Source organism: Streptomyces sp. NBC_00390, from assembly GCF_036057275.1.
In the GTDB taxonomy this organism is placed as follows: Bacteria; Actinomycetota; Actinomycetes; order Streptomycetales; family Streptomycetaceae; genus Streptomyces.
Genome location: NZ_CP107945.1, coordinates 4,941,211 through 4,955,595 on the forward strand (window position 1 = coordinate 4,941,211; position 14,385 = coordinate 4,955,595).

General features: G+C 70.5%; 12 protein-coding genes and 1 tRNA gene. 9 read left to right on the forward strand and 4 right to left on the reverse strand.

Annotated elements, in window-relative coordinates; all coding sequences use genetic code 11:
- Positions 1-108: 108 nt before the first annotated feature.
- Positions 109-2,895, forward strand: coding sequence for a penicillin acylase family protein (locus OHS70_RS21765; protein WP_328399558.1), 2,787 nt, complete (start codon positions 109-111; stop codon positions 2,893-2,895).
- Here the strand turns inward: OHS70_RS21765 and OHS70_RS21770 are convergent.
- Entirely contained in the window at positions 2,861-3,478 is a 618-nt protein-coding gene (locus OHS70_RS21770) for a 5-formyltetrahydrofolate cyclo-ligase (RefSeq protein WP_328399560.1), read from the reverse strand. The genes OHS70_RS21765 and OHS70_RS21770 overlap by 35 nt on opposite strands.
- Before the next feature lie 94 nt (positions 3,479-3,572).
- Between OHS70_RS21770 and galU the strand changes: the two genes are divergently transcribed.
- The 7 genes from galU to OHS70_RS21805 all read left to right on the forward strand — a co-directional run bounded on the left by galU (position 3,573) and on the right by OHS70_RS21805 (position 9,082).
- A complete protein-coding gene (galU, locus tag OHS70_RS21775; protein WP_328399562.1) occupies positions 3,573-4,475 on the forward strand; it encodes a UTP--glucose-1-phosphate uridylyltransferase GalU in 903 nt (300 codons plus the stop codon).
- 4 nt (positions 4,476-4,479) lie between these two features.
- Positions 4,480-5,781: a molybdotransferase-like divisome protein Glp gene (gene glp, locus OHS70_RS21780; protein ID WP_328399564.1), complete on the forward strand. Its 1,302-nt coding sequence runs from the start codon at positions 4,480-4,482 to the stop codon at positions 5,779-5,781.
- Positions 5,782-5,876: 95 nt separating this feature from the next.
- Positions 5,877-6,431 carry a cyclic pyranopterin monophosphate synthase MoaC gene (gene moaC, locus OHS70_RS21785; RefSeq protein ID WP_328399566.1) on the forward strand — a complete coding sequence of 185 codons (555 nt, stop codon included), beginning with the start codon at positions 5,877-5,879 and terminating at the stop codon, positions 6,429-6,431.
- Complete coding sequence (locus OHS70_RS21790) at positions 6,428-7,024, forward strand: MogA/MoaB family molybdenum cofactor biosynthesis protein (RefSeq protein ID WP_328399568.1); 597 nt, start codon at positions 6,428-6,430, stop codon at positions 7,022-7,024. Before moaC ends, OHS70_RS21790 begins: the two co-directional genes overlap by 4 nt.
- On the forward strand, positions 7,021-7,650 hold the full coding sequence (locus OHS70_RS21795) for a GNAT family N-acetyltransferase (RefSeq protein ID WP_328399570.1): 630 nt from the start codon (positions 7,021-7,023) through the stop codon (positions 7,648-7,650). The genes OHS70_RS21790 and OHS70_RS21795 overlap by 4 nt, the downstream gene beginning before the upstream one ends.
- Before the next feature lie 136 nt (positions 7,651-7,786).
- On the forward strand, positions 7,787-8,923 hold the full coding sequence (sepX, locus tag OHS70_RS21800; RefSeq protein WP_328399572.1) for a divisome protein SepX/GlpR: 1,137 nt from the start codon (positions 7,787-7,789) through the stop codon (positions 8,921-8,923).
- Positions 8,924-9,008: 85 nt separating this feature from the next.
- A tRNA-Ala gene (locus OHS70_RS21805) sits at positions 9,009-9,082 on the forward strand.
- Positions 9,083-9,202: 120 nt separating this feature from the next.
- On the opposite strand, the gene OHS70_RS21810 is transcribed toward OHS70_RS21805, so the two are convergent.
- Complete coding sequence (locus OHS70_RS21810) at positions 9,203-10,657, reverse strand: MFS transporter (RefSeq protein WP_328399574.1); 1,455 nt, start codon at positions 10,655-10,657, stop codon at positions 9,203-9,205.
- Positions 10,658-11,258: 601 nt separating this feature from the next.
- Between OHS70_RS21810 and OHS70_RS21815 the strand changes: the two genes are divergently transcribed.
- Positions 11,259-12,674, forward strand: coding sequence for a hypothetical protein (locus OHS70_RS21815; RefSeq protein ID WP_328399575.1), 1,416 nt, complete (start codon positions 11,259-11,261; stop codon positions 12,672-12,674).
- 141 nt (positions 12,675-12,815) lie between these two features.
- Here OHS70_RS21815 and OHS70_RS21820 read toward each other — a convergent pair whose 3' ends face one another.
- Positions 12,816-13,757 (reverse strand): trypsin-like serine peptidase, encoded by a 942-nt coding sequence (locus OHS70_RS21820; RefSeq protein WP_328399576.1) that lies wholly within the window; start codon positions 13,755-13,757, stop codon positions 12,816-12,818.
- A gap of 110 nt (positions 13,758-13,867) precedes the next feature.
- A complete protein-coding gene (locus OHS70_RS21825; protein WP_328399577.1) occupies positions 13,868-14,356 on the reverse strand; it encodes a GNAT family N-acetyltransferase in 489 nt (162 codons plus the stop codon).
- Between the last annotated feature and the right edge of the window lie 29 nt (positions 14,357-14,385).

The window sequence follows — 14,385 nt, forward strand, 5'->3', positions numbered from 1 at the left end:
GACAGGGGCGGGTACTGCCTTGCGGATACCGCGTCCGGGCCGGTTGAGTGCTGCGCCTAGAGTTGCCCCAGCACTCCCCAGGACCACCCTGCCCCTCGAAGGACAGCGATGCCCGCCAACACAACCGCCTCTTCCCCCAAGAAGAAGGGGCGTCGCGCCCGCCTGCTCGTGCTCGTCCTGGTGCTGGCGCTCGTCGCGGGTGTCGGATACGGCGCGTACTGGAGCATCAGCACGGTGCGAGCCTCCTTCCCGCAGACCACCGGGACCCTTGAACTCGACGGCCTGAAGGGCAGGGTCGAGGTCAAGCGCGACGACTACGGCATCCCGCAGCTGTACGCGGACAGCGACGAGGACCTGTTCCTCGCCCAGGGCTTCGTCCAGGCGCAGGACCGCTTCTGGGAGATGGACGTCCGCCGCCACATGACGGCCGGACGGCTCTCCGAGATGTTCGGCTCGGGGCAGGTGGAGACCGATGCCTTCCTGCGCACGCTGGGCTGGCGCCGCATCGCCCAGCAGGAGTACGACACCAAGCTGTCGGCCGGGACCAAGAAGTACCTGCAGTCCTACGCGGACGGTGTGAACGCCTACCTCGAGGGGCGCTCGGCCGAGGAGCTGTCCGTCGAGTACGCGGCCCTGGGCCTCGTCAACGACTACAAGCCCGAGCGCTGGACGCCGGTCGACTCGGTGGCCTGGCTCAAGGCGATGGCCTGGGACCTGCGCGGCAACATGCAGGAGGAGATCGACCGCTCGCTGCTGACCAGCAGGCTCGACGAGGAGCAGATCGACGACCTCTACCCGCCCTATCCGTACGAGCGGAACAAGCCGATCGTCGCGGAGGGCGGTATCGACCCGGCCACCGGCACGTTCGACCCGGCGGCCAGGCCGTCCGACCTGAACGACGGCGGCAGCGGAGCGAACGGCAGTGCCGCCGGCGGCACGGACGACGGCACCGCCGGCAGCCCGGCGGACGCGGCTTCCGGGCTGAACTCCCAGCTGTCCGCGCTGTCCGACTCCCTGGACTCCGTCCCGGCCCTGCTCGGCCCGAGCGGCAACGGCATCGGCTCCAACTCCTGGGTGGTCTCCGGCCGGTACACGACGACCGGCGACCCGCTTCTCGCGAACGACCCGCACCTCGCGCCGCAGCTGCCCTCGCTCTGGTACCAGATGGGCCTTCACTGCCGCACCGTCTCCGCCGCCTGCAAGTACGACGTCGCCGGCTACACCTTCTCCGGCATGCCGGGCGTCATAATCGGCCACAACCAGGACGTCGCCTGGGGCTTCACCAACCTCGGAGCGGACGTCACCGACCTCTACCTGGAGAAGCTCACGGGCGACTCCTACACGGTCGGCCGCAGGGAGAAGAAGCTGACCGTCCGCACGGAGGTCATCAAGGTCGCCGGCGGCGCCGACAAGACGATCACGGTGCGCTCGACCGAGCACGGGCCCCTGGTCTCCGACCGCAGCAATCAGCTGGAGAAGGTCGGCGACAAGGCCCCCGTCTCCAACTCGGCGCCCGACCGGGGTACCGGCTACGCCGTCGCCCTGCAGTGGACCGCCCTGCAGCCCGGCAACTCCATGGACGCCGTCTTCGAGCTCAACCGGGCCAAGGACTTCCGCAGCTTCCGCAACGCCTCGCGGAAGTTCGAGGTGCCCTCGCAGAACCTCGTCTACGCCGACGCCAAGGGCAACATCGGCTACCAGGCGCCCGGCCGGATCCCGGTGCGCTCTCGGGGCGACGGCTCGACGCCCGCGCCCGGCTGGGACCCGAGGTACAGGTGGAAGGGGTACATCCCCTTCGACGAGCTGCCGTACGAGTACAACCCCGAGCGCGGCTACATCGTCACCGCCAACCAGTCGGTCATCGATGCCGAGAAGTACCCCTACCTGATCACCGAGGACTACGGCTACGGCGCCCGCAGCCAGCGCATCAACGACCTCATAGAGTCGAAGATCCAGGGCGGCGGCAAGATCTCCACCGAAGACATGCGCACCATGCAGATGGACAACAGCAGCGAGATCGCCAAGCTGCTGACCCCGTATCTGCTCAAGATCGACATCTCGGATCCCTACGTCCGCGAGGCACAGAAGCTGCTGGAGGGCTGGGACTACACCCAGGAGCCGGACTCCGGTGCCGCCGCGTACTTCAACGCGGTGTGGCGCAACGTCCTCAAGCTGGCGTTCGGCAACAAGCTTCCCAAGGAACTGCGGATCGAGGGCGAGTGCCTGAACGTCCGCCCGGCCGACAGCACCGCCCCGGACGACGACCTGGGCGAGCGGGTGCGCGAGTGCGGCCAGCGCGACGGGGACTCCGCACAGCCGGACGGCGGCGACCGGTGGTACGAGGTGGTGCGCCGGCTGCTGAAGGACGAGGACAACGAGTGGTGGCACTCCCCGAAGACCCGTACGGAGTCTGCCACCGGGACCCGTGACGAGCTGCTGGGCCGCGCCATGGTGGACGCCCGCTGGGAGCTGACGGCCGAGCTCGGCAAGGATGCATCCACCTGGAGCTGGGGCCGGCTGCACCAGCTGACGCTGAAGAACCAGACGCTGGGCACCGAGGGCCCGGGCTTCCTGCAGTTCGTCCTCAACCGCGGGCCGTGGAACCTGGGCGGCGGCGAGGCGGCGGTCAACGCCACCGGCTGGAACGCGGCCAGCGGCTACGAAGTGGTGTGGGTGCCGTCGATGCGGATGGTCCTCAACGCCGGAGACTGGGACAAGTCCCGTTGGATCAACCTGACCGGCGCCTCGGGACATGCGTACAACACGCACTACACCGACCAGACGGACAAGTGGGCCAAGGGCGATCTGCTGGAGTGGTCCTACGGCGCGGAGGCCGTATCGGCGCGCACCGTCGACACCCTCACGCTGACGCCGAAGGGCGCCTCGGGGGGCTGAAGCGGGTGACGCCTTCGGGTGTCACCACCGCGTGCACGGGGTGGTCGTGAGGTTCCACGGGGACCCGCGCGACCACTTCGTTCGCGTACAGCAGCACGACGAGAGCGGGGTTCGCCCCGGCGGCGGCGAGGCGGGCCAGCACCCGGTCGTACGAGCCGCCGCCGCGGCCGAGCCGCATACCGTTCGCGTCGACCGCCAGGCCGGGCAGCAGTACGGTGCCGGCCTCGACGACGGCGTCGGGGCCGAGCCGCCCGCCGTCGGGTTCCAGCAGACCGCGCCCGGCGCGCACCAGATGCTCCTCACCCCGGTACACGCCCCAGTCCAGGTCGTTGTCCGGCAGCAGCACGGGGAGCAGGACGCGGACCCCGCGGTCGCGCAGTGCGTCGAGCAGTGCGCGGGTGCCGGGCTCGCGGCCGACCGAGACATAAGCGGCGACGGTCGTCGCTTCGGTCAGTTCAGGCAATTCCACAGCGTGCCGAGCGAGAACCGCGGCGGCCTTCTGGACGTCCTCGGTGGACAGGAGCCCTCGGGCTCCAAGGAGTTCGGTCCGTACCGCACTCTTTCCGGACATTTCCTCGCTCATTACTCGCTCGTAAACCTCTCGTATACCTCTTTATGAGGCGGAAGTTAACCGGAGTATCATCTTCCGCCCATACTCAGCAGATATGGTCTTCCGCATGACTCAGTCGCACCCCAGGATCAGCAAGGCTGTCATCCCCGCCGCAGGCCTTGGCACCCGATTTCTGCCTGCCACGAAAGCCACTCCCAAAGAGATGCTGCCTGTGGTCGACAAGCCCGCGATCCAGTACGTCGTCGAGGAGGCGGTCTCGGCCGGCCTCTCCGACGTGCTCATGGTCACCGGCCGCAACAAGCGTCCCCTCGAGGACCACTTCGACCGCAATTACGAGCTCGAAGAGGCGCTCACCCGCAAGGGCGATGCCGAACGGCTCGCAAAGGTACAGGAGTCCAGCGACCTCGCCACCATGCACTATGTCCGTCAGGGCGATCCGCGAGGCCTCGGCCACGCGGTGCTGTGCGCCGCACCGCACGTCGGCGAGCAGCCCTTCGCCGTCCTGCTCGGCGACGACCTGATCGACCCGCGCGACCCGCTGCTGGCCCGCATGGTGGAGATCCAGGAGCGCGAGGGCGGCAGTGTCATCGCCCTGATGGAGGTCGACCCGGACCAGATCCACCTCTACGGCTGCGCGGCCGTCGAACCGACCAGGGACGGCGACGTCGTCAAGGTCACCAGCCTGGTGGAGAAGCCCGACCCGACCGAGGCGCCCAGCAACCTGGCGATCATCGGCCGCTATGTCCTCGACCCCGCGGTCTTCGACATACTCCGGGAGACCGAGCCGGGCCGCGGCGGCGAGATCCAGCTCACCGACGCGCTCCAGAAGCTCGCCGCGGACGAGAAGCTCGGCGGCCCGGTGCACGGCGTGATCTTCAAGGGCCGCCGCTATGACACAGGCGACCGAGGCGACTACCTGCGCGCCATTGTCAGACTCGCGTGCGAACGTGAAGACCTGGGCCCGGGCTTCCGGACCTGGCTCCGCAGTTACGTCACCGAGGAGATGTAGGACCGTGAGCAGCACGATCTGGTCGGTGGACGACCATCTGGAGGACATCCTCGGCGCGATCCGCCCACTGGATCCCATCGAGCTCCAGCTGCCCGATGCCCAGGGCTGTGTCCTGGTCGACGACATCACCGTCCCGGTCGCGCTGCCCCCCTTCGACAACAGCTCCATGGACGGGTACGCGGTGCGCACGGCCGATGTCGCCGGCGCCACCGAAGAGTTCCCGGCCGTGCTGAGCGTCATCGGCGATGTCGCGGCGGGCGGCGAGGGGCTGCCCACCGTCGGCCCCGGCCAGGCCGCACGCATCATGACCGGCGCGCCGCTGCCGCCCGGCGCCGAAGCGGTCGTCCCCGTCGAGTGGACGGACGCCGGCACCGGCGGGGGAGCCGCCACCACCATGCGCCCGGCCGGCGAGGCGCCCGAGGGCGCGAGCGGCGAGGTCCGGGTGCACCGCCCGGTCGAGGCGCGCGCCCATGTACGGGCCCGCGGCAGCGACGTCCAGGCGGGCGAGCTCGCCCTTGCGGCGGGCACGGTCCTCGGCCCCCCGCAGATCGGCCTGCTCGCCGCGATCGGGCGCGGCACCGTGCGGGTGCGGCCGAGGCCCCGTGTGGTCGTCCTGTCCACCGGCAGCGAACTGGTCCAGCCCGGCGAGGAATTGGGCGAGGGCCAGATCTACGACTCCAACAGCTTCGCGCTGGCCGCCGCGGCGCGGGACGCGGGCGCCCTGGCCTTCCGGGTCGGCGCGGTCACCGACGACGCCGGGACGCTGCGCGCCACCATCGAGGACCAGCTGATCCGCGCCGACCTGCTGGTGACCACCGGCGGCGTCAGTGTCGGTGCGTACGACGTGGTGAAGGAAGCCCTCTCGTCGGTCGGCGACGAGGACGAGCCCGGCAGCGGGATCGACTTCCGCAAGCTCGCGATGCAGCCGGGCAAGCCGCAGGGCTTCGGCTCGATCGGCCCCGAGCACACCCCGCTGCTCGCCCTGCCCGGCAATCCGGTCTCCTCCTATGTCTCCTTCGAGCTGTTCGTGCGCCCCGCGATCCGCAGGCTGATGGGCCTGCCGGACGTGCACCGGCCGAAGGCGCGCGCCGTGCTCAAGGCGGACGAGCCCCTGTCCTCCCCGGAGGGGAAGCGCCAGTTCCTGCGCGGCGCGTACGACTCCGAGTCCGGCAGCGCCACCCCGGTCGGCGGCGCCGGCTCCCATCTGATCGCGGCGCTCGCCCATGCCGACTGCCTGATCGTCGTGCCGGAGTCCGACACCTCCATGGAGCCGGGCGCCGAGGTCGAGGTGGTTCTCCTGGGGTGAGGCGGGCGGTCCTCCTGGGGTGGCGGGCGAGCAGTGGCGGTACCGTGTCTGCCCACACAGGCCCCACGGGCCCGGACCGGGAGCACAGGCGCAGAATGAGTACGCAAGGCAGGCTGACGCACATCGACGAGGCGGGGGCGGCCCGCATGGTCGACGTCTCCCAGAAGGACGTGACAGCGCGCACCGCGCGGGCCACCGGCCGGGTCCTGGTCTCCCCGCGAGTGGTGGAACTGTTGCGCGGTGAGGGCGTCCCCAAGGGCGACGCGCTCGCCACGGCCCGGATCGCGGGGATCATGGGCTCAAAGCGCACCCCCGATCTGATTCCGCTGTGCCATCCGCTCGCCGTCTCCGGGGTGAAGCTGGACCTCTCCGTCGCGGACGACGCGGTCGAGATCGCCGCCACCGTCAAGACGACGGACCGCACGGGTGTGGAGATGGAGGCGCTCACCGCGGTCTCGGTCGCCGCGCTGACCGTCGTCGACATGGTCAAGGCGGTCGACAAGGCGGCGGTCATCACGGACATCCGGGTCGAGGAGAAGACGGGCGGCAAGTCCGGCGACTGGTCACGGGAGGCGGCACCCGGGCGCGACGCGGCGTCCGGGGAGGCGGCCGGGAAGCAGGACGCGGCGCAAGAGGAGGCCGGATCATGACGGCCGTCGAACCGGGCCGGGCCCACCGCGCCGGCCAGGACGCGTCCCGGCAGGACCGTGCCGCACCGGGCGCCGTGCCCGGGTCCGGCCCCGGCGGCGCGCAGCCCGCGCCGTACCGCGCGCTCGTCGTCACCGCCTCCAACCGCGCCGCGGCAGGGGTGTACGAGGACACGGGCGGGCCCCTCATCGCCGAGGCGCTGGCCTCCTTCGGCTTCGCCGTGGACGGTCCCCGGGTCGTCCCCGACGGTGACCCGGTGGGCCAGACGCTGCGCGAGGGCGTGGCCGCCGGGTACGACGTCATCCTCACCACCGGCGGAACCGGCATCTCGCCCACCGACCGCACCCCGGACGTCACCCGCGCGCTCCTCGATCACGAGATCCCCGGAATCCCCGAGGCGATCCGGGCCCACGGCCGCGCAAAAGTGCCCACCGCCGCCCTGTCCCGCGGGGTCGCCGGTGTGGCCGGCGGCACGCTCATCGTGAACCTGCCGGGCTCGACCGGCGGGGTACGCGACGGGCTCGCCGTACTCGAACAGCTCCTGCGCCATGCCGTCGACCAGCTCCGTGGCGGCGACCATCCCCGGCCGTCATGAGAGTCTCCTGGCCGGTGACGCTGGCGGACGGCGATGTGACCCTCCGCCCCATAAGGGTGCGCGACCAGCGGGACTGGCGTGAGGTCAACCGGCGCAACCGCGACTGGCTGCGCCCATGGGAGGCGACGATCCCGCCGCCCGCACCCAGCGGGCCTGTCGCCCAGCGCCCGACGTACCGCCAGATGGTCCGCCATCTGCGGGCCGAGGCGAACGCGGGGCGCATGCTGCCCTTCGTCATCGAGTACCAGGGCCGTCTGGTGGGCCAGCTGACGGTCGCAGGGATCACCTGGGGCTCGATGTGCTCGGGCCATGTCGGCTACTGGGTGGACCGGGAGGTCGCGGGCCGCGGGGTCATGCCCACCGCCGTCGCGCTCGCCGTCGACCACTGCTTCCGTACGGTCGGGCTGCACCGGATGGAAGTCTGCATTCGTCCGGAGAACGGTCCGAGCCGCCGGGTGGTGGAGAAACTCGGATTCCGCGAAGAGGGGCTGCGCCCCCGTTATCTCCACATCGACGGTGCGTGGCGGGACCATCTGGTCTTCGCGCTGACGGCCGAGGAGGTGCCGGAGGGGCTGCTTCACCGCTGGCACCAGGCGCGACCAGGAACAGCTCGGAAAATAAAATAAATGTTCGAAATCGATCACTGTCGACCATGAGGTGATCCGAACAATCGCAAAAAAAGTCCGTGATATCAGCCAGATCGTGCGACACACCGGGCCAATTGGCGGATCCCCTTGCGCGAATCCCTCTACGGTGTGATGCGTGAGCAGCAGCGGCCTCATCTATGCAGTCATCGTCGGGGCCTGGGCCGCCTACTTGGTGCCGATGTGGCTCCGCAGGCAGGACGAGCTCAACGAAGCCCGTCCCACGGAACGCTTCTCCACCGCCATCCGGCTGCTGTCCGGACGTGCGGCGATGGAGCGCCGGTATGCCAAGGAGCTGCGTGAGCGCACCGCCGAGCAGCCCGAGCCCGAGGTGGACCCGGACGCCGTCACGGACCGCTTGAGTTCCGTGGACGTCCGGGCCTTCGCCGCGCCCCCGGCCCGTACGGAAGCCCGCCTCGAGATGCCGGAGCGCCCCCCGGCGCCGAAGGGTGAAGCAGGTCCGCCGGCCAAGGCGCGGCCGGCCAAGCGCCCCGGCGTTCCGAACCGGGCCGCGATCGAGCGTGCCCGGCGCAGCCGGGTCCTGGCCCGTCGCAGACGGACGATCACGGTCCTCTTCATGGTCTTCACGGCGGGCTCGATCGTCGCGGCGGTCGGCGGGCTCGGCCTGCTGTGGGCCCCGCTCGTACCGGCACTGCTGCTGAGCCTCTACATCATCCATTTGCGGGGGCAGGAACGGCGGCGCTTCGCGTTCACCATGGACCGGCGCAGGGCCGAGGCCGCGGCCCAGCGGCTGCGCGAGAGCCGTCCGCGGCGGCACCAGCCGGCGGCGGATGCGGCGGCGGAGCAGGACGAAGGGTCCGCCGCGCGGGCCGAACCGGAGCCGGCTCCCCAGCTCTCCCCCCAGGAGGCCGGCCGCCGTGCGCTGGTCGAGCAGACCGACCACGCCGAGTGGGTGGACCAGCAGCGCGAGCGCGGCCCGGCCCGGGGCGACAGCTGGGAACCGGTCCCGGTCCCGCTGCCGACCTATGTGACGGCTCCGGTCGCCCCGCGCGCCTACAGCGGTGTGGACATCAGCGACCCGGAGACCTGGAGCTCGGCCCGGTCCTCGACGGCCGAGCCGACCCAGGCCCAGGCCCAGGCACACGCCGAGGCGGACCCCGACGCGGCGTCCCCCGCCGCCGACGGTTCCCCGAAGCGTCGCCCGCCCTCGCCCCGCCGTCCGCGCGAACACGGCCGCACCCCGCTCTTCGACCAGTACGCGGACGAGGACAGACCGCGTGCCGCCAACGAGTGACATCGCCCCGGGACGGGGTCCGTGACCAGCAGGGAACGGATTTCCAAGCACCCCGATCGGGATGCTAGAGTTTCACTCGTTGCAAGGGCCTGTGGCGCAGTCTGGTAGCGCACCTCGTTCGCATCGAGGGGGTCTGGGGTTCAAATCCCCACAGGTCCACCGCAGCTGAGAGCCACTGTCGGAGTCATCCGACAGTGGCTCTCTCCTGTCGTGCACCAACTGACGGTTGATCCGCTGCGGCTGGTGCCCGATCGGATGTCCGGCAGATCCTGGACGCGGTCAGCAGCGACGGGTCTGGTACGGCACGGGGGCGGTTTCCGGTTCGCTCGGTGTCGGGCACCGGCTCAAAGCGACGAGGAAGGTCAGTACGATTCCGCCTGCCACGACGAAGAGCGTGGTGCTGATGCCGTCGGCGGCGGCGATTCGAAGCTGTTCACCGGAGAGGCCGTCAAGGCCGGCAGTCGCCACCAGGACGAGGACGGCGAGGCCGACAGCCGCGCCCACGCCTGAGCCGGTGGAGGCAATGCCGGAGGCGATGCCTTGTTCCCGGTCGGGGACTCCGGTGGCGGCGGCGATGAACATGGTGGTGAAGACCACCCCGTCGCCGATGCTGAGCGCCACGAGGCCGGGGACGAGTTCGATGTACGTGCCGTCCGGCGTGACCGTGAGGCCGAGCGCAACCGCACCGAGCGCACCGACGGCGAGGGCTGCGGCCAGCGTGCGCCTGAGACCGAACCGCGTCACGAGCCGGCCTGCGGTTGTCGAGCCGGCCACCACCACCGCCGTGGGGATGACGAAGCAGGCGCCGGTCTGCAATGCGTCGTAGCCCAGAACCTCCTGGAAGTAGATGGACAGGAAATAGAGCACGGAGCCGAAGGTCGCCATGAACAGGAACGCGATGACGACGCCGGTGACCAGGTTGGGGTTGGAGAGCAGCCGGAGTGGCATGAGCGGGTCGTAGCTGCGCCGCTCGATGAAGACGAAAGCTTCGAGCAGCAGCAGTCCCGCCGCTGCGCTGACCAGGATGGCCGGCGAAAGCCAGCCCAGTCCGGGGCCTTGCACGAGGGCGAACACGATGAGCGTGACGCCGAGTGTGACGCTGAGCGCACCGGGCAGGTCGAACGTGCGGCCCTTCTCGCGTTCACCGTCCCGGGGGATCAGAACGAAGGCGAGCAGCAGCGCGGGGCCGGCCAGGACGACGTTGACGAAGAAGACCGCTTCCCAGCCGAACGCCTGCGTCAGGAGACCGCCGAGCAGCACACCGATGACGAGTCCTGCCGCGCCCGACCCTCCCCAGATTCCCAGTGCGCGGTTGCGGGCCGGGCCTTCGGCGAAGGTGGTGTTGATGAGTGCCAGAGTGGTGGGGAAGACGAGCGCTCCGCCGAGACCTTGGACCGCGCGGGCGACGAGGAGCATTCCGGCGCTGGTCGCGAGTCCTCCCACAAGCGCTGCCCCGGCATAGAGGGCGAGGCCGGTGGCCAGGATGCGGCGTCGTCCGAGCAGGTCGGCGGCACGCCCGCCGAACAGCAGGAAGCCGGCCGAGGCCACTGCGTAGGCGCTGATGACCGACTGGAGAGTCTGCGCGGAATAGCCGAGGTCGCGTGCGATGTCGGGGAGTGCCACGACCACGATGTACTGGTCGAGCGAAACGATCAGCATGGCGAAGGACAGGAGCACCAGAGTCGCTGTCCCACGGTTCCAGCCGAAGTTGCCGGGCGCAGATGATGTCTCCATGGGGCGCACGGCAGCACTCCTGATGATCGGTCAAGTCTGCGCTCACGGCATGCGGGGAAGAACCGTCTGATGCGGGGCGGCCGGCCCCGCCGGGAAGGACGGTTGCCCAGACCCTATACAGCTCGCCCTCACCAACCCCGTCAACGACCCACGCTCGTCGGACGGCGCCCACGCACCCGGTCTTCGAGGCCGTCGCACTCACGAGCCGGCTCCGACGCGGCGATACGGCCGACCGTGGTGCCGGGCAGCACTCTTGACTGTCCGTCGGCCCGGGTCGACGTCACATCCAGCGGGCGCGGGAGGTCCGGGTGCCATCCGCCACCCCCTGTCTTCGCCGTTCCTCTGTGCGGAGGGAGGGGCGCCAGAGGTCCCGAACCCCCTTCCCTTGTCGATCGGTTGCCGTCATGCGCGTCCGCGCTGGTGGCGTGCCGGCGCCTGCCCGCGGTGCGGTGTGGTGCACGTCATGGTGCAGGGTCCGCCGAATCCCCGCGAAGGTCATGACGGGTGTGGGAAAGTACGCCCGGTTGTTACTCGCTGGTATGGCGCGAGTCCCTTCCCTGTTGCGCGTATCCCCCAAACACACGCTCCGAGGATCTCCTGCATGCGTAAGTTCCCGGTCAGAAATGTCGCTTTAGCGTCATTGGTCACCGTTTCCCTGCTCGCCACCGGCTGTTCGGCCGATACCGGGGCGTCGTCCCCGGTCGCGGCCGGCGCCGAGGCGTCGCGCCCCCTCACATCCGCCACCCCCGAGGCAAGTCCCTCACGGCAGCTCGCCGTGGCCGGCGTGCCCGAGGGTGAGCCGACCGCCGTCGCCCGGGTGGGCAAGGACGGCCAGGCCAAGAAGTCGCCGCTGAAGGTCGCCTCGTACGACCGCGGCAGCCGGCGTGCCGTCATATCGGGGGCGGGCAAGGCGCCGTCGGCGTCGCCCGCGCCCGGCAAGAGCACGCCCGGCAAGAGTGTCCCCGCCGCGGAGACCGCTCCCGCCGTCGGCGACATCATCGCCAGCGGACCCGCTCCCGGCGCTCCCGACGGACTGCTCGCCAAGGTCACCGAGGTGGCCGGGCAGAGCGAGAAGGGCACCGAGGTGAGGACCGCGCCGACGACGCTCGGCGCGCTGCTCGGTGACGACAAGGCGGACGGGGCAGTGCCGGTCGACCCGGCCACGGTCGATGTCGAGCCGCTGGTGAAGGGCGTGAAGGTCTCCTGGGCGAAGGCCGGGGACATCACGGCCGGCCCCCAGGGTGCGAACGTGCCCCTCGGCAGTCTGCGGATCGACGTCGGCGGTTCGGTCCCGCTCCCGGTCTCCGAAGACGCTCCCGTGCAGGGGGCGGCGTCGGTCGCGGGCTATGTGCAGCTCGCGCCCAAGGTCGAGTTTTCCTACGACGGGTCCTCCGTCCTCTCGCCGGACTCGGCGTTCCTGGGGCTCACGGGTGACTGGGCCTCCCAGTGGGAGCTCAAGGGCAAGGCCGTCGCGGGCGGCAAGCCGGTGCGGATCCCGTTCGCCAAACTGCATGCCGACCCGGTGATCCAGGTCGGCCCGGTGCCCGTCGTGGTCAATCTCGACCTCACCGCCTACGTCCAGGTGGCCGCGGACGGCAGCGTCACCGTCGAGGTCAAGCAGGACCTCAAGGGCGACTTCCGGGTCGGCGGCAGCTACTCGAAGGCCGGCGGATGGAAGCCGGTCGGCACGGCCGACATGACCGGCACCCCGGTCCGCGCCAAGGTGACCGCGGCGGGCAAGGTGAAGGCCGCCCTCGGGGTCGAGGCAGGTATCGGGCTGTACGGCGCGGTCGGCGTCACCGCCGACCTCGCTCCCTATGTGCGCGGCGAGGCGAGCGCGACCGCCACGCCCACGTCCGTGGCCGGGGCCTGGAAGCTCCACGGCGGGGTCGACCTGAGCGGATGGCTGCAGCTGCAGTTGTCCATCTTCGGTACGCCCGTCTTCCAGCACCGCATCCCGCTGGGCTCGCTGAACCGTGAGTGGCTGCTGGCACAGGGCGGGGGCGCCGTCGCCTGACGCGTCGCACGGCCGACACGCGAGCCCCTGCCGGACGTTCCGGCAGGGGCTCGTGCGTCATCGAAGGGTGCTGGGGTGGCATCGGACGAGACCGGCAGGGAGCGCCGCGCCCCCGCCCCACTCATCCGGCGGGCGGCACGCTCAGGAGACCTGGGCCTTGTCGTAGACCGCCTTCGCCTCATTGCCGAAGTACGGGCCGAACATCCGGTTCGGCAGGAAGATGTAGCCGAAGCTGTTCACCGAGGCCTGCAGACCGGTGCCGGTCGCCTCGTTGAACGAGGTGAACCACGGGCCCCCGCTGGAGCCGCCCGTCATGTTGCAGCCCAGGCTGTGGTCCTTGGAGAACAGGAAGTCCCGGGAGCTGTTCCCGCTGCAGTGGATGAGCCTGGAGCCGTCGTAGGGGGCGGCCGCGGGGAAGCCGAAGGCGTACATCGGCTTGTTGTAGCCGCCGTTGAAGCTCAGTCCCTGTGCCCCGACCGTCGCGGCGAGCGTCTTGCCGTTCAGCGGGGCGACGACCGCCGCGCCCACGTCGTAGTTGATGTCCTCGCTCGCCGCCCACTGGTCGGTGGCCAGCGTCCTGGTCGCGCTCCACTGGCCGTACGGGGCCTGGCCGTTGTCGTATCCGGGCACGAAGACCCAGTTGGTGTGCCAGGCGCCCTGGTACTTCACGCAGTGGCCGGCGGTGATGACCGTGCTGCCGTTCTGGCTGGTCACCGAGTTGCCGGAGCAGGAGGCCGTACGGCCCTGCATGGTGAAGAACACCCGGCCGGACGTCTTCACGACCGCGCCGCCGCTGCTCCACGGTCCGCCGGGCTGCGGGAACGCGGTGGGGGCGATGACGGTCTCCTCGCCGCCGGGCGCGGGGGACTTGAGGGCGCCGGGCCCGACCGGGAGGAGATCGAGCGGGGTGGCGGCGCGCATCCGTTCGGCGGTCCAGAAGCCCTTGGCCGCCTGCTTCGGTGCGAAGGAGGCGGGGGAGGGGGCGGGTGCGGGGGCGGCGCCGGCGGAGGTGGCCGACAGCGCCCCGGCCAACAGGGCGGTGACGGCCAACAGGGCTGCGGTGGCAGTGCGATGGCGTCTCACGCATGTCTCCTTCTGCCGTGCCCGCCCCTCAGCGCGCAGGGGCGGGGTGGGGGATGAGGCGGTGCGGATCGGCGTGCGTGAGGCAGAGTGCCACGGGAAGCTTAGAAATGTCAGGGGCGCGACAAGGGCTTGGCCATGCAGCGGCTGCTCTCGTACTCCCGGTAGTGGCCGAATTTGGCGCACGGAAGATAGCCGCAGGAGGTGTACAGCGCGATCGCCTCGGGCTGCATGTCACCGGTCTCCAGCACCATCCGGATGCGGCCGGCGGACCGGGCGTCCTCCTCCAGGGCGGCGAGGATCCGGCGGGCGAGACCCAGACCCCGTGCCTCGGGGATCACATACATGCGCTTGAGCTCGGCGTCCCCGTCCGCGTAGCCGAACGGGCCCGCGTCCTGGGTGCGCCAGCCGCCGGTCGCGAGAGCGCGGCCGTCCTCGTCGTACGCGATCAGATACAGGCCCTTCGGGGGCACGAACATCGAGGGGTCGAGGGGTGTGGCGTCCCCCTCCTCGTCCCCGTACCGCTCGATGTATTCGAGCTGGACCTGGTCGTTGAGCTTGACGGCGTCGGGGTGATCGAAGGCGACTGTTCTGACATGCATGCCGAGAAGCGTACGTGTATGCGAATGCG

Bases quoted from the DNA above. Each gene is read 5' to 3' on its own strand.
- OHS70_RS21765 (WP_328399558.1), top strand. From the start codon at position 109: ATGCCCGCCAACACAACCGCCTCTTCCCCCAAGAAGAAGGGGCGTCGC.
- OHS70_RS21825 (WP_328399577.1), bottom strand. From the start codon at position 14,356: ATGCATGTCAGAACAGTCGCCTTCGATCACCCCGACGCCGTCAAGCTC.
- OHS70_RS21815 (WP_328399575.1), top strand. From the start codon at position 11,259: ATGCGTAAGTTCCCGGTCAGAAATGTCGCTTTAGCGTCATTGGTCACC.
- OHS70_RS21790 (WP_328399568.1), top strand. From the start codon at position 6,428: ATGACGGCCGTCGAACCGGGCCGGGCCCACCGCGCCGGCCAGGACGCG.
- moaC (WP_328399566.1), top strand. From the start codon at position 5,877: ATGAGTACGCAAGGCAGGCTGACGCACATCGACGAGGCGGGGGCGGCC.
- galU (WP_328399562.1), top strand. From the start codon at position 3,573: ATGACTCAGTCGCACCCCAGGATCAGCAAGGCTGTCATCCCCGCCGCA.
- OHS70_RS21795 (WP_328399570.1), top strand. From the start codon at position 7,021: ATGAGAGTCTCCTGGCCGGTGACGCTGGCGGACGGCGATGTGACCCTC.
- OHS70_RS21770 (WP_328399560.1), bottom strand. From the start codon at position 3,478: ATGAGCGAGGAAATGTCCGGAAAGAGTGCGGTACGGACCGAACTCCTT.
- OHS70_RS21810 (WP_328399574.1), bottom strand. From the start codon at position 10,657: ATGGAGACATCATCTGCGCCCGGCAACTTCGGCTGGAACCGTGGGACA.